Below are 20,633 nucleotides of genomic sequence, written 5' to 3' on the forward strand. Positions count from 1 at the left end.
CCTCGTAACCCCCGTCTCCCACTAGCCGCATGGACAAGCGAGGGGAAGCTCCGGCTTGCACCGGACACTTCCCCAGCTGAGACCGCGACTGCAGCGTCGTTATTCGCTCAAGCCCTTCGCCCATTCGTAAGTGGTCAGATACGGGTCCGGCTTGACGGGACCGCCGGAATTCCACAGCTCCACGATCTGGCCGTCTTCCTTGATCTCCCCGATGCGAACGGTTTTGTAAATATGCTGGTTGTCGCCGTCGATCGTGACCTTGCCCTCGGGAGCGTTGAACTCGATGCCCTTGGCCGCTTCCTTCACCTTGTCGACTTCGAACGAGCCCGCCTTCTCGACCGCGGCCGCCCACAGATAGACTGCGACGTAACCGGCTTCCATCGGATCGCTGGTCACGCTGTCCTCGCCGTATTCCTTCTTGAAGCTTTCGACGAACACTTTGTTCTCCGGCGTATCCGTCGTCTGGAAGTAGTCCCAAGCGACCAGATGTCCGGTTAAGTATTCCGCTCCGATCCCTTTCACTTCTTCTTCCGCGATGGATACCGAGACCGTCATCAGGTCGGCGGAAGTAATGCCCGCATCCTTCAGCTGCTTGAAGAACGCGACGTTGCTGTCTCCGTTCAGCGTGTTGTAGACGACATCCGGATTCGCTTCCTTGATCTTGGCGATAATCGTCGTGTAGTCCGTATGTCCGAGCGGCGTATATTCTTCGGCGACGGTCTCTCCGCCGTTTGCGGCGAGCTGCGCCTTGATGATCTTGTTGGCGGTCCGCGGGAATACGTAGTCGGAGCCGAGCAGAAACACTTTCTTCTTGCCTTGCTCAAGCAAGAAATCGATGGAAGGAACGATCTGCTGGTTCGTGGTTGCGCCCGTGTAGAAAATGTTGGGGGAAGATTCCATGCCTTCGTACTGAACGGGATACCATAACAGGCCGTTCAGCTCTTCGAATACGGGAAGCATCGCTTTCCGGCTCGCGGACGTCCAGCCGCCGAACACGGTTGCGACTTTGTCTTCCGACAGCAGCTTGCGGGCTTTCTCGGCGAACGTCGGCCAGTCCGATGCGCCGTCTTCCACGACCGCTTCGATCTGCTTGCCGAGCACGCCGCCTTTGGCGTTGATCTCCTTGATCGCCATCAGCTCCGAGTTTTTCACGGTTACTTCGGAGATGGACATCGTTCCGCTCAAGGAATGCAGGATGCCTACCTTGATTTTGTCTCCGCTCGCCGCCGCTCCGGACGCCGATGCGGACGGCGAACCTGTGGCAGAGGCGCCTCCCGCTTCGTTGTTCTTGTCGCCCCCGCAGCCCGCCAACACCAAGCTTGCCGCCAACACCATTGCAAAACCTTTTAACCAGCCGACTTTCCTCATCCTTCCACTCCCCAATCCTTTGTTTTTGGTTTCTCTCTATTTACGAACGTTCAGGTCTTGTTACGACCCGGTCGTTCGTTAGTGACATTATATGGTTATGTTAGTTTTTATGTCAATATAACTTACATAAATTACTGAAATTCGAATCTTTAGATGTGTTTTTGCTATATTAATGTTATGTATTATTACCTAAATATCACGCAAAGGGCAGCGGGAGGCTGGGGAGGCTGCAACCCGCTTGCGTCGGGTTAGAGCGTTCGAACGGAGGCTGGAGAAGCTGCAACCCGTGTACGTCGGGTTAGAGCGTTCAAACGGAGGCTGGAGAAGCTGTAACCCGTGTACGTCGGGTTAGAGCGCGCGAACGGAGGCCGGCGGTGCTGCTACCCGTGTACGTCGGGTTAGAGCGTTCAAACGGAGGCTGGAGAAGCTGCAACCCGTGTACGTCGGGTTAGAGCGCATGAACGGAGGCTGGCGGTGCTGCTACCCCCATGCGTCGGGTTAGAGCGTTCGAACGGAGGCTGGGGAGGCTGCAACCCGCTTGCGTCGGGTTAGAGCGTTCGAACGGAGGCTGGAGAAGCTGCAACCCGTGCGCGTCGGGTTAGAGCGTTCAAACGGAGGCTGGAGAAGCTGCAACCCGTGTACGTCGGGTTAGAGCGCGCGAACGGAGGATGGCGAAGCTGCTCCCCCCATGCGTCGGGTTAGAGCGTGTGAACAGAGGCCGGCGGTGCTGCTACCCGGGCGCGTCAGGTTAGAGTGTGTGAACGGAGGCCGGCGGTGCTGCTACCCGGGCGCGTCAGGTTAGAGTGTGTGAACGGAGGATGGAGAAGCTGCAACCCGTGTACGTCGGGTTAGAGCGTGTGAACGGAGGATGGCGGTGCTGCTACCCGCTTGCGTCGGGTTAGAGTGTGTGAACGGAGGATGGGGAGGCTGCAACCCGTGTACGTCGGGTTAGAGCGCGTGAACGGAGGCTGGGGAGGCTGCAACCCGTTTGCGGCGGGTTAGAGCGCGTGAACGGAGGCTGGGGAGGCTGCTACCCGCTTGCGTCGGGTTAGAGCGTTCGAACGGAGGCTGGAGAAGCTGCAACCCGTGTACGTCGGGTTAGAGCGCGCGAACGGAGGCTGGGGAGGCTGCAACCCGAGCTGGTCGGACTCAAGCGTGCAAATGGCGGGGCGGCGAAGGGGTGGTGTAAGAGCTGTCCCATAAGTCTGGTCAACAAAGATGATCCATAAAAAGAATGGGAACATATCTCCTGTAGAGCGAAGCGCCTGCCTCATACGGTCATGAAATTACCCTGTTACGGATTAATCAAATCGTGATTTCATGATCGTATCAGCAGCGTAAGGAGATATATTCCCATGTTAATGAAGGGATCATTTGATAGGTTTAGAATGCCGGAACGACCGCAACCCCGTAAGTATCTTCAATGAATTTTTTCACTTCCGGCGTGGTCAGCGCAGCGTCGAGCTTCTTCACCGCTTCGTTGTTCTCGTCGCCCGAGCGAACGACGATGATGTTCGCGTACGGAGAGTTGGCGTCCTCGCGGAACAGAGCGGAGTTCGGATCGATCTTCGCCTCCAACACCAGATTCGTATTGATGATCGCTCCGTCCAGATCCGGCAAGGAGCGCGGAAGCGTCGCGGAATCGGCTTCGATGAACTTCAGGTTTTTCGGGTTGTCGACGATATCCTTCGGAGTCGCTTCGTAAGTCGTGATTCCTTCCTTCAGCTTGATGAGACCCTGGCGCTCAAGCAGCACGAGCGCACGATATTCGTTCGACGGATTGTTCGGAATTCCGATTGTCGCCCCTTCGCCGATCTCGTCCTTAGACTTCAGCTTGTTAGAGTAGAACCCGATCGGTTCTACGTGAACCTTCGTCGTCACGGCAAAGTCGTAGCCCTTCTCGCCTTTTATGGAATCCAGGTAAGGAACGTGCTGGAAGTAGTTGGCGTCGATCTGCTTGTCGTGCAGCGCCGGATTCAGCTGTCCTTCGTCGTCGAATACGACGACGTCCAGGTTAACGCCTTGCTCCTTCAGAGCGGGCTTGACGAAGTTCAAAATGACGGCGTGGGGAACGGCTGCAGCTCCGACCTTCAGCGTCAATTCGGACGCCCCGGACGAAGACTGCGAAGCGGATGGAGATGCGCTGCCCCCGTTGTTGTTTTTCGAGCCGCAGCCCGCCAGAACCGCGCTTGCCAGCACTAACATCGAAATAAGAACGACCCAATTTTTCTTCTTAGACATAACCCTTCACTCCTGATTTATATTTGTATTGACCTTGTTACTCCGGCTTGTATCGCCTTCTGTTGATCGATCGGGCGATCGAATCTCCGGTCCACTGAAGGACCTGAACGAGCAAAATAATGACGATGACGGTAGCGAATAAAATATCTTCCCGGAACCTCTGGTAACCGAACCGAATGGCCAAGCTGCCGAGCCCTCCCGCTCCGATCGCTCCGGCGACGGCCGTCAGCTCGGTGATCGCAATGACCGCGATCGTCAAGCTCCGCACCAGAGCCGGCAGCGCTTCGGGAATCAGCACGCGGAAGAGGATGTCCAGCGGCGAGGCGCCGAACGACTTGGCCGCTTCCACTTTACCAGGCGCCACTTCCTTGAGCGCGCTCTCCACGATCCTTCCCAGGAACGGCGCGGCTCCGATCGACAGCGACACGACCGCGGCCGTCGGTCCCAGAGACGTTCCGACAACCCATCTCGCCACCGGGATCAGCAGAACGATCAGAATAATAAACGGCAGAGAACGGACGCCATTGATCGCCAGGCTGACGACCTTGTGGATCGGACGATTTTCCAGAACGCCGCCCTTCTCGGTCGCCACCAGCGTAATCCCCAGCAGCATCCCGAGCAGAATGGCGAAAAACGACGACCAGACGAGCATGTACAGCGTTTCTCGCAAGCCCTCCCACAGCAATTCGAACAAGTCGTCTCTCATATGCCGGCTCCGACCCCTTCCACCGCGAGCTGCCGCTTCTGCCGATAGCGTTCGACAATGTTAACGAATCGGCGGGCTGTGTCGCTCTGAGGATTGAGAAAGAATTGATCGACCGTTCCGGTCTCGACGATCTCCCCCTGCTCGATGACGGCGACGTTATTGCAAATGTGCTGGAGCACTTCGAGCTCGTGCGTAATCAGCACGACCGTTAGACCCAGCTGCTGGTTGATCGACTGGAGCAGCTCCAGAATCGAATAGGTCGTCTGCGGGTCCAAAGCCGAGGTAGCTTCGTCGCAGAGCAGCACATCCGGCTCGTTCACCAGCGCGCGGGCGATTCCCACCCGCTGCTTCTGACCTCCGCTGAGCTGAGACGGATAGTGTCCGGCTTTGTCGGAGAGCTGCACCATCTCCAGCACTTCTGTCACCCGTTTGCGGATGAACGCCTTATCCCGACCGGCCACCTTCAAGGGGAAAGCGACGTTCTGAAATACCGTTTTGCCGTCGAGCAGGTTGAACTGCTGGAAGATCATGCCGATCTTCTGCCTGGCTTCGCGAAGGCGCTTGCCCTCCAGCTCCGTAATGACCGTATCGCCGATCGCAACCGCCCCTTCGTCGGGTTCCTCCAAACGGTTCATGCAGCGCACCAACGTGGATTTACCGGCGCCGCTGAAGCCGATAATCCCGTAGATATCCCCCTTCTCGATCGTCAGATCCAGTTTGTTCAACGCTTTGAACACGCCGCTTGCGGTTTTGTAGGACTTGCTGAGATTGCTTATCGCGATCATGCTCCTCACTCCTCGACAAAAAAACCAAGCCAACGCACGCGGAATCACGAGATTCCGCCGCATCGCTTGGTTTCCAGTTGACTGGTCAACCCTTTAATTCCAAGTAAATCAATTGGTTTTTATTTAATTTATTAGAAAAACCGCGAGTTGTCAACTGTAATTATTGGAAAAAAAAGACGTTCGAACTTCCTGCCGCTCAGGCAGGCGATTCGAACGCCTTATGTTTCGGTCGATTATTGAGCGGACGCCGACGGCGACGCGCTCGGGGATTCGCTTGGAGACTCAGCCGGCGATTCTGCCGGGGATTCCGACGCGCTGGGCGATTCGGAAGGCTCCTGAGGCAGCGTAACGACGATGCCCAGCTTGTCCTGTTCGCTGACGATATATTCGTTCAGCTTGGTCGAAGCCAATTGCATGCTGATCGATTCCTTCGACTCCTCGGACAGCTTGTCCGCGGAAGTCGCTTCCTCGCGGCTCTCGACCTTGATGACGTGATAGCCGAATTGTGTCAGGACCGGCTCGCCGATCTCGCCGACCGGCTGCGTGTTGGCCGCTTCCTTGAACTCCGCGACCCAGCCTCCGGCGACTTGCTTCTCGTACAAGCCTCCGTTGTTCTTCGATCCGTCATCCGTGGAATACTCCTTGGCCAGAGCTTCCCAGTCTCCTCCGGCTTCGAGCTTCGCCTTCACTTCTTCAGCCATCTTGAGCGCCTCTTCTTCCGACTTCAGCTCGGCTCCCGTGTTGGGATCGTTCGTTCCGATCAGAATATGGCGGACCGTGACGACGTTATAGTCGGACGGAGCTTTGTCGAACTCCGCCTTGATCTCTTCGTCCGTTACCTGAGTTTTGAATTCCTCGCCCTTGGAGGAATAGTAAGATTGGAATTTAAGCGTCTCTTCGTAGAAAGCGACCATGTCGGCCACGCTAAGGTCGTTATCCTTCAGCTGCTGCTTGAAATCCGGCTGCGTGTTGCGCGCCTTCTCCACGTTCTCCTTGAACGTCTTGGAGTCCTTCTTGACCTTGTCCTTCTCCTCAGCGGAGATTTGGTCGCCGAGCACCTTGGCCGCGATGTACTGCTTCACCAGCTGCTCCTTGATTTGCGGGATGGACGCGTACATGGCGATCTGGCTGTTGCCGCTCAAGATCTGGTAAGCGATATACTTCTCGAACTCTTTATCCGTTACCTGTCCCCCGTTATTGTAGGTAGCAATTACGGTATCTTTCTCCTTCTTGCCGCACGCGGACATCAGTGCGACCAGCATGACCGCCGCCAGCGTTAACAAAGCGAGCCGACGATACGGCATGCTTCTATGGTGCAACATCCTGTAGTTCCCCCTTCGATTTTGTCGCTTCTTTGTATTGTACCAGAAAATCCTCCAAGAGCGCCAATAAAGCGTTCTCATCCAACCCTCGTGCCTTGAAGCGGATCAGCGGCTGTTGATCGCCCAGAGCGGACGCCATCCGGCCTTGGAATTTCGCCTCCAGCGCCTTCAGCTTCTTCTCGTCGATATCCGCGCGACGGCGCTGTTCCAGCTTCAACGTCACGTCGTCGGCCCTGCGAACGATCGACTCGATGCCGTATTTGCGCCCATATACCTTCAGCCTGGCGACCGCCATCAGATTAAGCACCGCTTTAGGCGGCTCTCCGAAACGGTCGATGAGTTCCTCGAACAAATCTTCGACGTCGTCCAACGAGGCGGCAGCGGCCACCTTCTTGTAGATTTCGATTTTCTGAATGCTGTCGTAAATGTATTCCGGAGGCAGATAAGCGTCTACGCCCAAGTCGAGCTGCGTGTTCACCGGCAGCGGAGGGGCGACGTCCCCGCCCAATTGCAGCTTGCGGCTCTGAATCTCTTCCGCCAGCATCTGGGAATACAGGTCGAAGCCGACCGACGCGATAAATCCGTGCTGCTCCGCGCCGAGCAGATTGCCCGCTCCGCGGATGGACAGATCCCGCATGGCGATCTTGAAGCCCGATCCCAATTCCGTGAATTCCTTGATCGATTGCAGACGCTTCTCCGCCACTTCGGTCAACACTTTGTCCCGTTGATAGGTGAAGTAGGCGTAAGCGATCCGATTCGAGCGTCCCACGCGTCCGCGCAGCTGGTAGAGCTGCGACAGGCCCATTTTGTCCGCATCGTGCACGATCAGCGTATTGACGTTCGGAATGTCGACTCCGGTCTCGATAATGCTCGTGCTGACGAGCACGTCGTATTCTCCGTCCAGGAAGTCCAGAATCGTCCTCTCCAGCTCTTGCTCCGACATCTGGCCGTGCGCCACGGCGATTCTGGCGTCGGGCACGAGCGCGCTGATCTGCTCCGCCGTCTGGTAAATTCCCTGCACCCGGTTGAACAGATAATAAACCTGTCCGTCGCGGGCCAACTCGCGTTCGATCGCCTCGCGAACGAGCGTCGCGCTGTATTCGACGACGTAAGTCTGCACGGGGAACCGGTTCTCCGGCGGCGTCTCGATGACCGACAGGTCTCGCACGCCCAGCATCGACATATGGAGCGTGCGGGGAATCGGCGTTGCCGTCAGCGTCAGCACGTCCACGTTCGTCTTGAGCTTCTTGAGCTTCTCCTTATGCGTCACGCCGAAGCGCTGCTCTTCGTCGACGATGAGCAGTCCGAGATCCTTGAACACGATGTCCTGGGACAAAATCCGGTGCGTTCCGATGACGACGTCGACGGTGCCTGCCTTCAACCCTTTGATCGTCTCCGTCTGCTCCTTGCGGCTCCGGAACCGGCTCAGCACCTTGATGTTGAACGGATAGCCGGAGAACCTCTCCCGGAAAGTCTCGAAGTGCTGCTGCGCCAGAATCGTCGTCGGCACGAGCACGGCTACCTGCTTGCCCTCGATCGCAGCCTTGAACGCGGCCCGGATCGCCACCTCGGTCTTGCCGTAGCCGACGTCTCCGCACAGCAGGCGGTCCATCGGGCGCGGGGTCTGCATATCCTTCTTGATCTCCTGGATCGCCCTCAGCTGGTCCGTCGTCTCTTCGTACGGGAACATCTCTTCGAATTCCTGCTGATACGGCGTATCGTCGCCGAAGCCGAAGCCGGTCGTCGCCTGCCGCTCCGCATAGAGCTTGATCAGATCGTCCGCGATATCCTGCACGGAAGAGCGGACCTTCGACTTGGCCCGGTTCCACTCCGCGCCGCCGAGCTTGCTGATCTTCGGCTCCTTCTCCTCGTTGCCGACGTATTTCTGGATCAGATCGAATTGCTCTACCGGTACGGAGAGACGATCCCCTCCCGCGTATACGATGTGAAGATAATCTTTGTGAATGCCGGCGACCTCAAGCGTTCCGATGCCGAGATACTTGCCGATGCCGTGATTCTGGTGCACGACATAGTCGCCCACCCTCAGCTCGGTGTAGCTCTTAAGACGCTCGGCGTTGTCCAGATGACGGTCGACTCTTCTGGCCTTGCGCTGCTTCTGCGTGAACATTTCGCCTTCGGTAATGACGACCAGCTTGATTGAAGGCAGCTCGAAGCCGCTTTGCAAGTTGCCCTGCAAAATCTCCGGAGGCTCGATCTGATAGTCTTCAAGCACCCGCCTCATCCGATCGGCCCGCTCCGCGTTGCCCGCGAGCATCAAAATTCGGATGCCGCTCTTGCGCCAGCGCTCGGTCTCGGCCTTCAACACGTTCATCTGACCGTGGAAGTTCTGCATCGAGCGGCAGACGAAGTTGATAATATTTTGCGGCTGCGTATGCGGAATTTGCCGGACGAAGAGCGACAGGTAGACGGTCTGGAACCCTTTCGGATAGAGCGCCTGCTCCGCCGATACGGCCAGCACGTAACCCGGAAGCGACTTGCCCTGCTGGAGAAGATGGGTCGTCCACTCCGACTCGTCGCGTTCCAGTTGGCGCGCCGTTTCTCCGAGCCTGTTCGGTTCGTCCATCAGCAGGATCGTATCTTTCGGCATATAGTCTAGCAGCGTCTGGCGTTCCGGATAGAGCAGAGAAATATATTTGTAAATCTCGGGAAAATACACATTTTGTCGCAAAAGCTCAATTTCCCGGGAAATCTCGGAGCTCAGCCGCTCCTTGGCCTGCCGGTCGGTCATTCTCTCCAATTGCTTGTCGAGAAGGTCCCGGGCATGCTGGGCCGCGTTCTGGAATCTCCTCTCTACGGCGATCCATTCCCGGCTCGGCTGCACGGTATACGTCTCCACCTTGTCGATCGAACGCTGATCGGCCGGATCGAACGTACGGATGGAATCGATCTCGTCGTCGAACCATTCGACGCGATAAGCGAGCGCGGAAGCGAGCGGGAAGAAGTCGACGATGCCTCCGCGCACGCTCATATGGCCTTTCTGTTCGACCCGGTCGACTCTCTCATAGCCGAGCTCGACCATTCTGCGCAGAAACTGCTCCATCGGCAGATTCTCTCCAACGCGCAGCACGATGTGCGCCTCCGACATCGTCTGGCGGTCCGGGAGGAATCTCCGAACCCCCGCGAACGGCACGACAATAACGCCGCGGAAGCCATCCGCGAGCTTGAGTACGGCGTCCAGCCGCCGCGCGGACGTCTCCGGGCTTGAGATTGCGGTCTCCGCGGCGATCAGCTCGTTGGCGGGATACAGCAGCACCTCGTCCGACGATAGACACTCCTGCAGGTCGTCCGCGATTTTCTGCGCCGAGAACATATTGTGCGTAACGATAAGAATCGGCCGCTCCAACTCCCGATACATGCCGGCGATCGCCGCCTGCCTGGCGGAACCGGATAAGCCCGCGACGAGCTGCTCCCGCATTCCGCTTTTCAGTCCTTGAATGACGCTGATGAGATCGGGATCCTTAACGAGCGATTGGATTAACGGCTTCATGGCATTTCCCCTCTCCGAAACCAACCTTCCACGACCGACGCGCCCCCGTCTCTCCGAAGCGCTGCTGCGCGCCCCGGTTAACTGCGCTCGATCGTCGAAGCCAAATGAATAATATACTGCCTGCCTCAAATCGCGCCTAGGAAATCAAGAAAAAAGCCCCGGCACATGCCAAGGACTCCTAGAGGATGTCGGAACGTGATGCTTTCGGCGCTTATTGCAACGGATTGGACAGCAGCGCAAGCTCGGGATTCGCATCCAGCGTCTGGCTGCAATAATCGCAGATTACCCGTACGGTCACGTCCCCGTTGGAATTATACGCTATTATACGCTTTCGCTCTTCGGGGGTCAAGAATTGCAGGCCCAGCCGGTATTCGCCCACCTCCGAATGATTGAAGCTTCCTAGCGACATGCCGCAATGGCGGCAAATATAGTTCACAGTCATAGCTATGCCTCCTGGAGTGAGCATATGCGGCATCCTCCGCATCTCTATCCAGTATTCCCGCAAGCAGCCATTTTTAACGATTCGGCAAGATAAAATCCGCTTTAGCCTTTCGAGTTGAATTTCGCCATCGTCTGTTCGAACGTATGCGCCAGAGCGTATTCGATCGCGTCGCAAGCCTCTTCAACCGAACGCTGCAGCGCTTCTTTCTCCGACTTCGCGAAGCCCGACAGCACATAGTCGGAGATGACCATTCCCGGCTCCGGTCTGGAAATGCCGACTCGAACCCGGTTGAACGTCTGCGTGCCCACATGCTGAATGATCGACTTGATCCCGTTGTGTCCGCCGGGGCTGCCTTGATACCTGAGCCGGATTCGGCCCACTTCGGTGTCCAGGTCGTCGTAGACGACGATCAGATCTTCCAGCTTCGCCTTGTAGAAGTCCATGAAGGCTCTTAACGACTCTCCCGACAGATTCATATAGGTCATCGGCTTGATGAGCGCGACCTTCACGTCGCCGACTCTCGTCTCGCCCACCAGAGCCCTGAACTTCTGCGTGCCGACGTCCGCGTTCAGTCTCCGGGCCAGCTCGTCGACGACCATAAATCCGGCATTATGCCGCGTATTCGCGTAAGCGGCTCCGGGATTTCCTAATCCGACAATCCAACGCATAACGATATTCATCCTCCAAGTCCGAACAATTTCGTCAAAAAAATCGACAGCCGATGCAACGATTGCAATTTCTCGCGTGTCCTATTCATTACAGATTCCAGAGAGAGGGGTGAATTGACGTGTACATGAACGGGCAGATGATCTATGACGATCAGCATTTCCTGGATCACATGTCTTCTCAGGTTCCGGTTCAGATCTATTGCGGACGGCGGCACAGCGACATCGGTTTCATCGAATATTATGGCAAAGAATTCGTTCAGGTCAACAATATTTTCTACAACCGCAAGCAATTTACCTTCGTATCTCGTCCCGGATATTGATCGGCCGCGGTTCCGTCGGCTATTCTTTCCTTGATCGTCAAAAAGGCCCCGCTCCCGCGACGCGAGAGCGAGGCCTTTTTTTGCGTGCGCTCCGAACTTAATCCTTCTCCACCGCCAACGCGGCTTCCGCATGCTTGCGATCTTCCTCGGCCTCGTCGTTAAGCGCCTCGACTTCCTCCTCGGAACGCTCCTTCTGCGGCGCCAGAACGGCGACGATAATCGTCTCCGGGTCCTGCGTCGCCGTCACGCCGGACGGCAGCGACAAGTCTCCGATCGTCAGATGCTCGCCCATTCCAAGCCCGCCGACATCCGCCGCGATAGCATCGGGAATATCCTTCGGATAACATTCGATGTCGATCTCGTGAAGGACGAGCTGCAGCATGCCGCCTTCCTTCTCTCCGGGCGATACTCCGGTGAAGTCCAGGCGCGCCGACGTCGTAATCTTCTCGTTCATGTCGATGCGGCGGAAATCGATATGCATCACTTGTCTGGAGATCGGGTCTCTCTGCAGCTCCGACAGCATCACCGGCTGCTTGCCCGCTCCCGGAATATCCATGTCGATGACCGCGTACGGATTGCCCTTCAGCATGTCCGCCAAGGCTTTCGCGTCAACCGCGATCTTGGAGGGAGTCGTCAGCCCTTTGCCGTACACCACTCCGGGAACTCCTCCTGAAGCGCGTATGCGCCTTAACTCGCCTTTGGTCGAAGCTTCGCGCAGTTGAACTTGAAGCGCGGCACTCATATCGGATTCCTCCCCTGCTAGGTATATCCTTGTTGTACCCCAGGGAGGCGCTCGTTAAACATGCGGCTCGAACAACGAGCTGAGCGACTGCTGCTCGTGCACCCGGACGATGGCTTCCGCGATCAGCGGAGCTACGGACAGCACCTTGACCTTCTCGGTGCCGCAAGGCTGTCTGAGCGGTATCGTATCCGTCACCACGATCTCGACGAGCGGAGAAGCGTCCAGCCGCTCTATCGCCGGTCCTGACAGGACGGGATGCGTGCAGCACGCGTAGATGTCCCCTGCGCCGGCTTTCTTCAGCGCGTTGGCGGCCAGAGCGATCGTACCCGCCGTGTCGATAATGTCGTCGATCAGAATCGCCGTCCTTCCCTCGACGTCTCCGATGATGTTCATCACCTCTACGACGCCGGGTTCCGGCCTGCGCTTGTCGATAATCGCCAGGGGCGCCTGGAGGGAATCCGCCAGACGACGAGCGCGAACGACCCCTCCGTGGTCCGGAGAGACCACGACAGGCGATTCAAGCTTCTTCTCGTGAAAATAATCCCCCAGAATCGGCACTCCGAGCAGATGATCGACGGGGATATCGAAGAAACCTTGGATCTGCATCGCGTGCAGGTCCATGGCAATGACCCGGTGAGCCCCCGCCGTCTCGATCAGATTGGCCACCAGCTTGGCGGTAATCGGATCGCGGGAACGGGCCTTCCGGTCTTGACGGGCGTACCCGTAATACGGCATGACGACATTGATCGTCTTGGCCGACGCCCGCTTAAGCGCATCGACCGTGACGAGCAGCTCGATCAAGTGATCGTTGACCGGCGCCGAAGTCGATTGCACGACGTATACGTCGCTCCCTCTCACGCTGTCGTCCAGCTGGATGTGGATCTCCCCGTCGCTGAACCGGCTCATCGTCACATTCCCCAGCTCGACGCCGATGTAGCGGGCGATCGAGCGCGCCAGCTCGGGATTCGAGCTGCATGAGAAGAGCTTTAACGTTGGATCCGAATAGGCCATCGTATTACCGCCTTCGTTATTCGGTTTCTTGATTCTTCTTGGCACGTGCGCGGGCGCGAATCTTGTCCGCGTAGCCCGGCTTGTTGACTTGACGCTCGCGGGCAATGGCCAGATCATTGTCCGCCACGTTGTTCGTAATCGTGGAACCGGCAACCACGTAAGCGCCGCTGCCGATCTTGACCGGGGCGATCAGATTGGCATTGCTGCCGATGAACGCGTTGTCTCCGATCTCGGTCATTGATTTATTATACCCGTCGTAATTCGCCGTAATCGCCCCGCAGCCGATATTTACGCCGGAGCCGACGATCGCGTCGCCGACGTAGCTCAGATGCGGCACCTTGCTCTCGTCCCCGATCGTGGCGTTCTTGATCTCGACGAAATCCCCGACCTTCACGCGACGTCCCAGCTTCGTTCCCGGCCGCAAATAAGCGAACGGACCGACGTTGCAGCCTTCGGCCACTTCCGCGTCTTCGGCCACCGTCTGGCGAATCGTCGCGCCGTCTCCGACGGTCGTATCCGTCAGGTCTGCCGACGGCCCGATTGCGCAATCGGAGCCGATCGAAGTCGCGCCGCGAAGAAACGTTCCGGGATAAATAACCGTATCCGCCCCGATCGTAACGCCCGCTTCAATATACGTATTCGCCGCGTCGATTATAGTCACGCCATTCGCCTGATGGGCCTCATTAATTCTTTGTCTCATCAGACGTTCGGCTTCTCCGAGAGCGATCCGGTCGTTAACTCCCGTCGCCTCCGCCGGATCCTTGCACTTGCTGGCCGAAATCCTTTCGCCGCGGCCCCGCAGAATGCCGATGACGTCCGTCGCATAGTATTCACCCTGGGAATTATCGTTCGTCACGTCCGAGAGAGCCGAGAACAGCTTGCGGTTATCGAAGCAATACGTTCCGGTGTTGATCTCCCGGATCGCCGCCTGCTCCGGAGAACAATCCTTCTGCTCGACGATTCCAAGGACGCTTCCGTCTTCGCCGCGAATGATCCGGCCCAGCCCGAAGGGTTCGGCGACATCCGCCGTCAGCACCGTCGCCGCCGCGCCTTCCCGAACGTGATGCGCAATCAATTCCTTGATCGTATCCGCCGTCACGAGCGGCGTATCGCCGTAGGTGACGACGGTAACGCCGTCTTCCTGTCCGAGCAGCGCTTCCGCCTGCTGTACCGCGTGGCCCGTGCCAAGCTGTTGCGCCTGCAAAGCGTACTCGACCGATTCCCCCAATGCCGACTTCACGTCCTCCGCGCCATGCCCGACGACGACGACCGCTCTGTCGCACTCCGCGTTCCGAACCGCGTCGAGCACATGACCGACCATCGGCTTGCCGCATACGGGATGCAGTACTTTATATAGTTTGGATTTCATTCTCTTGCCTTGCCCCGCGGCAAGGATGATCGCCATTTTGTTCATCAATGCACAGACCCCTTTCTGTCGCTCCGGTAAACCTTATCTTTCATCAGAATCATAGCTTATTCAAGTGTAAATGAAAAGAGAGCCTGTCCAGGCTCTCTCCTCAATATTTCATCATTATGCCCCTTCTACCATGACTTCTTCGTCTTGCGCTGCCCGTTCGTATTCCGCCAGTACTGCGGCTTGGATCTTCTCGCGCGTTCCGGAAGAAATGGGATGGGCAATATCCCGAAACTCTCCATCCGGTGTCCGTTTACTCGGCATAGCGACGAACATGCCATTGTTGCCGTCAATAACGCGAATGTCGTGGACGACGAATTCGTTATCGATCGTGATCGAAGCAATGGCTTTCATGCGCCCCTCCGAATTGACACGGCGGAGTCTCACGTCTGTAATTTGCACTTGTGTTCACCACCTTTGTCCCTCAGAAAGACTTGGTGTAATATTCCACAAAGCAACGCAAATTCCTTCTTAAATATGGAAAAACTCCTGCTAAAAATCAAATAATTTTTTAATTCCTGACAGTTTCGACAGATATCGCCGCGATCAATTCTATTTCGACAAGAACATCCTTCGGCAGCCGCGCCACTTCAACGGTCGAACGGGCCGGAGTGTGCGTTCCGAAGTACGAAGCGTACACTTCGTTGAACTCCGCGAATTGATTCATGTCCTTCAGAAACACGGTCGTTTTGATCACATTCCGGAGATCGGCGCCCTCGGCGGCTAGAACCGCTTTCAAGTTGGTCAGCACCTGGTGGGTCTGCTCTTGAATGGTTCCGACGACGAGCTCGCCCGCGGGAGTGAGCGGAATTTGACCCGACGTATACAGCAAGTTGCCCGTCCGAACCGCTTGCGCGTAAGGGCCGATTGCCGCTGGAGCTTCGGATGTGGAGACGATTTTCAAAGTCATGATCTCATCCTCCTAGAAAAAAGTTGCCCGGTTGGACTTTGATTTGCCGAGTCTTCAGATCTACCTCGGACAGACTCGCCAACGATACGTAGTCATGCAGCAGCCGTTCCTCGCTGTCGACCTCTCCGGATTCCACGAATACGCCGACTCCGGCGACGACCGCGCGGAATTCGAACAGCAGATCGACCATGCCCTGGATCGTTCCGCCCGCTTTCATGAAGTCGTCTATAATGAGAACCCTGGATTCTTCCTTAAGCGCCCGGCGCGCCAGCGACATCGTCTGAATGCGCTTCGTCGAGCCCGAGACGTAGTTGATGCTGACCGCGGAGCCTTCCGTCACCTTATGATCCCGCCGCACGATAACGACGGGCAGATTCAGGTACTGCGCGGTGGCATGAGCCAGCGGAATCCCCTTCGTCTCGACGGTCATAATCACGTCGATATTCCGGTCCGCGAACGCCGTCGCGAACATTCGGCCTACCTCTTGCATCATCGCCGGTTGACCCAGCAAATCGGTCATATACAAATAACCGCCCGGCAGCAGCCGATCCGGCTGTTCGAGCTCGCGGCAGATCGATCCGATTCTCTCGAGCGCTTGGTCCTTGCGGCACTTCGGCACGAACCGGACGCCGCCGGCCGCGCCGGCCAACGTGTTCAGTTCCCCGATTCCTTCGTCCTCGAACACTTCTTTGATGATGGCCAGATCCTCGCTGATCGAGGATTTAGCCGACTGATACCGTTCGGCGAATGCTGTCAGGGAAATTAACGTATGGGGACGGGCCAATAAATACTGCGTCATCTCTACGAGCCTGGCGCTGCGTTTCAATTTCTTCACGTTCCCCTCTCCCGTCCAGATCCGAATATTTTACCAGTATCATAACACCTTTATACGGTTTTGTTCAACAGAAACGAAAGATGGAGCCTAACGGTCTCTCACTATGTCAACATTCTTACCACATATACCTCTTTGCAGAACCCGCGCAGCGCATTATAGACGCGTGCGACCTTCACTTCCTTGGACACGAGACCGAAGACGGTCGGCCCGCTTCCGGACATGAGCACCCCGTCGGCTCCCGATTTGACCATGCAGTCCTTGATCTGCCTGACCTCCGGATAACGATTCAGCGTGACGTTCTCCAGCACGTTGCCCAGCGAGGCGCACATATCCTGGAACGACTGCCGCGACAGAGCGTCCAGCATGCGCGGAATCGAAGGATGCTCCTTCACCTCGTTCACGCGGAACTTGCCGTACACGTCGGCCGTGGACACGTTGATCGGAGGCTTCGCCAGAATGACCCAGCATTGCGGAGGGGGAGACACCGTCTCCAGCTTCTCTCCTCTTCCTCTGGCCAGCGCGGTGCCTCCGCGAATGCAGAAGGGGACGTCCGAGCCGAGCTCGGCGCCCAGCTCCTCGAGCTCCTCCGTCGGCAGCTCCAGATTCCACAGCCGGTTCAGCCCTTTCAGCGTCGCCGCCGCGTCGCTGCTGCCGCCCGCCAGCCCGGCCGCCACCGGAATCTGCTTGTCCAGATGAATGTATACGCCGCGCCTGACCCCGTACCGCTCCTTGATCAGCCTCGCCGCCTGGAAGGCCAGGTTCTTCTCGTCGAGGGGAATAAACCCCGCCTGGCTCGACAGCACGATCTGATCGCGGTGAAGCTCCTCCATCTCCAGACGATCGGCCAGATCGACCATCGTCATGATCATCTCCACTTCGTGGAAGCCGTCTTCCCGCTTGCGCAGCACGTCCAGCACGAGGTTGATTTTGGCCGGCGCTTTCTCATAAATTTTAGACAACGTTCTTCACCAACTTCCGGACGATACCTGTATGTAGGCTTGCTCCCAACCACGAAAACTTTTACATCATTATAACAAAGGATGCCCGCAAATGCGAAAAGAGGTCGAATTCTCGCGACCCGCGGGAATCCGCCCTCTTGGTTCCTGTCCGCCGTCAGGATCTCGGCGCTCTGGACGCCGCCTGCTCGGCGATCTGAATGGCGCGTTTCACCATATTGCCGGCGTCCTTCGTGCTGATGCCGCCCCATCCTTCTCGCTGAACCTTGTCGTAGATGCCCAGGTCCTTCGCCAACTCCGCTTTGAACTGCTCCGACATGACGCTTCTTCTTCTGCTCATCGTACGCCTCCTGCTCTCGATGTCTTGGGACGTTCACGATTAGAATGCCTCGGATGTTCCGCAGGCATGCAAAACGGGCAGCACGGCGCCTTCGGATCGGCGCGGTGCTGCCCGTACTATTCAACCGTCTAATGCGACAAATAATTGATGCGAACCTGACCGTCGTCATTGCACAGCATCACTTCAACGGATTCGGTCAAAATATCGGCGTAGCTGTACGACACCCGCTTGAACGTGTGCTGCTCCTGGTCCAGCTTGACAATGAAAACCGATGGGTAGATTTCTTCCAGAACCCCCGTGCGTTCGATGGTTTTGCGTCGTCCACCGTTGGCGCGGAGCATGATTTTGGAACCGACGTGAGGCTCCAGGCTTCGCTTGATATCGAGAAGCGTGTTTTTAGCCATGATCCACTACCACCTCTTTCCCTGTAAATTATATCTAAAAACAGGGGAGGTGTCAAATGAATCAAAATATTATATCAACGATGCGGATTTACTGTCAACGGTCATTTTCCTTGAGATTATCCGGTTTTTTTAAAAGATCCTTAATTTTCGTCACAAAATGTTCACATTATGTTCAGAATTGGCTGCTTTCAAATTCGGGACGCCTATCCGGTAACGCCCCATCGTCTCGATGCCCCCTACGCCCTGCCTGCCGCTGATCGTATGCGCGATGACGTCCGTAATATTGATCGTGTCGCGGAACGGCGTGAACGCCGCGCGTACGGCCACATAGACGGGATCGAGCGCATGGATCATGATGCGGCCGGGAGAGCTGGCGAAATTCGCTCCCGCCTGAAGCAGCGCCTCGAAGTGGGATTGGCATGCGCCCGCGACGACGACCAGAGAGTCCCGACTGCGCTCGTAATCCCTGGCGACGTTCACGGCGTGCACGAAGTTCAAGGAGTTCTTGTAGCTGCTGAGCTGCTGCAGGTCCTGTCGCTGCTTCAGGACGCCGTCATGGCCTGTGATGACGACGATATCCGGATGGACTTGGGGAAGCATGCGCAGCAGCATGTGCGGCATCTGCGACTCATGGCAATGAACGCCTTCCGCGGGCACCTTCAGCTGCGCGTATACCTGCATGCTCTTCTTAAGATAATTCGGGTCGCCGTCCAGATGAAGCACTTTGCCCGGCATTTCGAAGAACGGCTGTCTCCGGTCGTCCAGCGCTCCCATAAATCCGATGCGGCCGAACTGGCGGCTTCGTTCCTCGCTGATCTTGCGCAGCGATTCGTTCGCTTTAATACGCGCTTGGCGCGTCCCTCCGAGCTCGTCCGGGTTTCGTACCGTTTGAAGATCCTCGATCGGCGCATCCGCCAGCAAGCGATAATCCGTCCCTCTGAGCACGGCTTGCTGAGCGGCGAACGCCGCGACCCGGAACAACACGTCTCCGCCATAGGATTTCCGTACGACTAGATCCCCCTGCTTCATGGGCCACTCACCTCTCCGTCTATCCTATGGAGTCATGAGACGATGGGTGCGCGTCCGGGGGAACGGGATTCGCGCCGACGGGACGTTTTTATCCGAGCATGTCGCTGCGGGTCAGCGCTTCGCACACGGAGGCGAACTCCTCCAGAGACAGCGTCTCCGCACGCCGCTCCGGCTGAATGCCGATCCCCCGAAGCAGATCTCCCAGCTCGGCTTTGCGGTCCTTGCCCGAGAAGGCGGACAGATTGTTCGCCAACGTCTTGCGCCGCTGCGCGAACGAAGTCTGAACGACGCGGAAGAACTTCTCTTCGTCCGCAACGCGAACGGCAGGCTCCGGACGGCGCTTCAGCTTGATGACCGCCGAGTCCACGTTCGGCTCGGGGATGAATGCCTTGCCTGGCACAACGCAGACCAGCTCGGGCTCGCAATAGTATTGGACGGCGATGCTCAAGCTGCCGTAATCCTTGCCTCCCGGCTTGGCGGACATTCTTAAGGCAACTTCCTTCTGCACCATAACGACGATGTTCTCGATCGGCAGCTTGTCCTCCAGCAGCTTCATGATAATCGGCGTCGTCACGTAATACGGAAGGTTGGCGACGACGCTGACGCCGGCCAGGCCCGCGAATTGCTCCTGCCAGAGCGCGTGCAAGTCGGTCTTCAGAATATCGCTCTGGACGATGCTCACGTGCTCGTAAGGAGCCATGACGTCCTTCAGGATCGGAATGAGACGCCGGTCGATCTCCACCGCGGCGACCTTGCCCGCGGCCTTGGCCAGCCTCTCCGTCAGCGAGCCGATTCCCGGGCCGACCTCCAGCGCTCCGCGGGTTCCGTCCAATTCCGCCGCGGCGATGATCCGGTCGAGCACATTCCCGTCGATCAGGAAGTTCTGTCCGAGACTCTTTTTGAATGTAAACCCGTGCTTGCGAATAATTTCGCGCGTCCGGTTCGATGTGGCGATGTCGTGCATGCTGATTATCGTCCTTCCCGCTCCAACTGTTCCAGCGCCGCCTGAAACTCGGCTTTCGTAATCCGGAACATGAGACATCTCTTGTAAAATTGTTTGCCGTTCGCGTAGCCGATGCCCAGAATCTCTCCCATCCGCTCCCTGCGGCTTGCGGACGCGGCATGAACGATGAGTCCGGCTTCGAGCAAGTCGTTCCATTCGATCTCCGCAGGCTCGTCCGTATCCGTCTCCGGCCCGCGAACCCGGTCCAACGCGCGGCGGATCGCCTCATCGGACGCATGCTCCACGCCGATGCCCCTGCGCCCCCGCGCCTCGTCCTTCGTCAGGAAGGCATGCTTGCACCCCGGCACGCGCTCGGAGACGATCTTGCGGATGCGTTCCCCCGGAGAGTCCGGATCGGTCAGCACGATCACCCCTCTGCGGGCTTGCGCAAGCTCGATCCGCACGAGCACGTCTTCCCCGATCGCCGAGCCTCCGGTCTCGATCGTGTCGGCGCCTACGGCCCGCTTAACCGCCGTCGTATCGTCCTTGCCCTCCACGACAATCATTTCTCGAATCATTCGTTTTCATTCCGCCTTTACTTCGCGCATTCCTTCAAGCGTATACGAGATCTCGGTAGAGGGCAAGTCCGGATGGCCGGCCCTCTCCATCCCGCGCAACGCAAAAATCGG

The 20,633-nt window shown here is 57.4% G+C and carries 21 protein-coding genes; 1 reads left to right on the forward strand and 20 read right to left on the reverse strand.

What is annotated here, in order from left to right; translation table 11 throughout:
- Window positions 1-99: 99 nt before the first annotated feature.
- The 8 genes from urtA to pth all read right to left on the reverse strand — a co-directional run bounded on the left by urtA (window position 100) and on the right by pth (window position 11,040).
- Window positions 100-1,368, reverse strand: a complete 1,269-nt coding sequence (gene urtA, locus B0G52_RS25610; RefSeq protein WP_094048581.1) for an urea ABC transporter substrate-binding protein — start codon at window positions 1,366-1,368, stop codon at window positions 100-102.
- Window positions 1,369-2,751: 1,383 nt separating this feature from the next.
- Entirely contained in the window at window positions 2,752-3,609 is an 858-nt protein-coding gene (locus tag B0G52_RS25615; RefSeq protein WP_094048583.1) for a MetQ/NlpA family ABC transporter substrate-binding protein, read from the reverse strand.
- A gap of 37 nt (window positions 3,610-3,646) precedes the next feature.
- Window positions 3,647-4,315 carry a methionine ABC transporter permease gene (locus tag B0G52_RS25620; RefSeq protein ID WP_094048585.1) on the reverse strand — a complete coding sequence of 223 codons (669 nt, stop codon included), beginning with the start codon at window positions 4,313-4,315 and terminating at the stop codon, window positions 3,647-3,649.
- Window positions 4,312-5,100 (reverse strand): methionine ABC transporter ATP-binding protein, encoded by a 789-nt coding sequence (locus B0G52_RS25625; RefSeq protein ID WP_094048587.1) that lies wholly within the window; start codon window positions 5,098-5,100, stop codon window positions 4,312-4,314. Before B0G52_RS25625 ends, B0G52_RS25620 begins: the two co-directional genes overlap by 4 nt.
- A 233-nt stretch (window positions 5,101-5,333) precedes the next feature.
- Window positions 5,334-6,422 carry a peptidylprolyl isomerase gene (locus tag B0G52_RS25630; RefSeq protein WP_158223866.1) on the reverse strand — a complete coding sequence of 363 codons (1,089 nt, stop codon included), beginning with the start codon at window positions 6,420-6,422 and terminating at the stop codon, window positions 5,334-5,336.
- Window positions 6,409-9,930 (reverse strand): transcription-repair coupling factor, encoded by a 3,522-nt coding sequence (gene mfd, locus B0G52_RS25635; RefSeq protein ID WP_094048591.1) that lies wholly within the window; start codon window positions 9,928-9,930, stop codon window positions 6,409-6,411. The genes B0G52_RS25630 and mfd overlap by 14 nt, the downstream gene beginning before the upstream one ends.
- Window positions 9,931-10,141: 211 nt before the next feature.
- A complete protein-coding gene (gene fin, locus B0G52_RS25640) occupies window positions 10,142-10,372 on the reverse strand; it encodes an anti-sigma-F factor Fin (RefSeq protein ID WP_094048593.1) in 231 nt (76 codons plus the stop codon).
- A gap of 101 nt (window positions 10,373-10,473) precedes the next feature.
- Window positions 10,474-11,040, reverse strand: coding sequence for an aminoacyl-tRNA hydrolase (gene pth / locus B0G52_RS25645; RefSeq protein ID WP_094048595.1), 567 nt, complete (start codon window positions 11,038-11,040; stop codon window positions 10,474-10,476).
- A 125-nt stretch (window positions 11,041-11,165) separates the two neighbouring features.
- Here pth and B0G52_RS25650 point away from each other — a divergent pair, with 125 nt between their 5' ends.
- Window positions 11,166-11,360 carry a hypothetical protein gene (locus tag B0G52_RS25650; protein ID WP_198960732.1) on the forward strand — a complete coding sequence of 65 codons (195 nt, stop codon included), beginning with the start codon at window positions 11,166-11,168 and terminating at the stop codon, window positions 11,358-11,360.
- Between the two features lie 97 nt (window positions 11,361-11,457).
- Here B0G52_RS25650 and B0G52_RS25655 read toward each other — a convergent pair whose 3' ends face one another.
- From B0G52_RS25655 to rnmV, 12 genes are all read right to left on the reverse strand, one after another.
- A complete protein-coding gene (locus tag B0G52_RS25655; RefSeq protein WP_094048599.1) occupies window positions 11,458-12,102 on the reverse strand; it encodes a 50S ribosomal protein L25 in 645 nt (214 codons plus the stop codon).
- Window positions 12,103-12,156: 54 nt separating this feature from the next.
- Window positions 12,157-13,113, reverse strand: coding sequence for a ribose-phosphate diphosphokinase (locus B0G52_RS25660; RefSeq protein WP_094048601.1), 957 nt, complete (start codon window positions 13,111-13,113; stop codon window positions 12,157-12,159).
- 16 nt (window positions 13,114-13,129) lie between these two features.
- Window positions 13,130-14,527: a bifunctional UDP-N-acetylglucosamine diphosphorylase/glucosamine-1-phosphate N-acetyltransferase GlmU gene (gene glmU, locus B0G52_RS25665; protein ID WP_094048603.1), complete on the reverse strand. Its 1,398-nt coding sequence runs from the start codon at window positions 14,525-14,527 to the stop codon at window positions 13,130-13,132.
- 117 nt (window positions 14,528-14,644) lie between these two features.
- Window positions 14,645-14,929 (reverse strand): septation regulator SpoVG, encoded by a 285-nt coding sequence (gene spoVG / locus B0G52_RS25670; RefSeq protein ID WP_035119511.1) that lies wholly within the window; start codon window positions 14,927-14,929, stop codon window positions 14,645-14,647.
- A 109-nt stretch (window positions 14,930-15,038) separates the two neighbouring features.
- Entirely contained in the window at window positions 15,039-15,437 is a 399-nt protein-coding gene (locus B0G52_RS25675; RefSeq protein ID WP_198960726.1) for a RidA family protein, read from the reverse strand.
- Window positions 15,438-15,441: 4 nt separating this feature from the next.
- Entirely contained in the window at window positions 15,442-16,272 is an 831-nt protein-coding gene (gene purR, locus B0G52_RS25680) for a pur operon repressor (RefSeq protein WP_094048607.1), read from the reverse strand.
- A 101-nt stretch (window positions 16,273-16,373) separates the two neighbouring features.
- Window positions 16,374-17,231 (reverse strand): 4-(cytidine 5'-diphospho)-2-C-methyl-D-erythritol kinase, encoded by an 858-nt coding sequence (ispE, locus tag B0G52_RS25685; protein ID WP_094048609.1) that lies wholly within the window; start codon window positions 17,229-17,231, stop codon window positions 16,374-16,376.
- A gap of 154 nt (window positions 17,232-17,385) precedes the next feature.
- Window positions 17,386-17,568, reverse strand: coding sequence for a small, acid-soluble spore protein, alpha/beta type (locus tag B0G52_RS25690; protein ID WP_094048611.1), 183 nt, complete (start codon window positions 17,566-17,568; stop codon window positions 17,386-17,388).
- 128 nt (window positions 17,569-17,696) lie between these two features.
- Entirely contained in the window at window positions 17,697-17,972 is a 276-nt protein-coding gene (veg, locus tag B0G52_RS25695; protein ID WP_094048613.1) for a biofilm formation stimulator Veg, read from the reverse strand.
- A 150-nt stretch (window positions 17,973-18,122) separates the two neighbouring features.
- Window positions 18,123-19,001 (reverse strand): sporulation peptidase YabG, encoded by an 879-nt coding sequence (gene yabG / locus B0G52_RS25700; RefSeq protein WP_094048615.1) that lies wholly within the window; start codon window positions 18,999-19,001, stop codon window positions 18,123-18,125.
- Window positions 19,002-19,089: 88 nt separating this feature from the next.
- Complete coding sequence (rsmA, locus tag B0G52_RS25705; protein ID WP_094048618.1) at window positions 19,090-19,965, reverse strand: 16S rRNA (adenine(1518)-N(6)/adenine(1519)-N(6))-dimethyltransferase RsmA; 876 nt, start codon at window positions 19,963-19,965, stop codon at window positions 19,090-19,092.
- Between the two features lie 5 nt (window positions 19,966-19,970).
- Complete coding sequence (gene rnmV / locus B0G52_RS25710) at window positions 19,971-20,522, reverse strand: ribonuclease M5 (RefSeq protein ID WP_094048620.1); 552 nt, start codon at window positions 20,520-20,522, stop codon at window positions 19,971-19,973.
- Window positions 20,523-20,633: the final 111 nt, after the last annotated feature.

The sequence above is a fragment of the Cohnella sp. SGD-V74 genome, assembly GCF_003001675.1.
In the GTDB taxonomy this organism is placed as follows: domain Bacteria; phylum Bacillota; class Bacilli; order Paenibacillales; family Paenibacillaceae; genus Cohnella.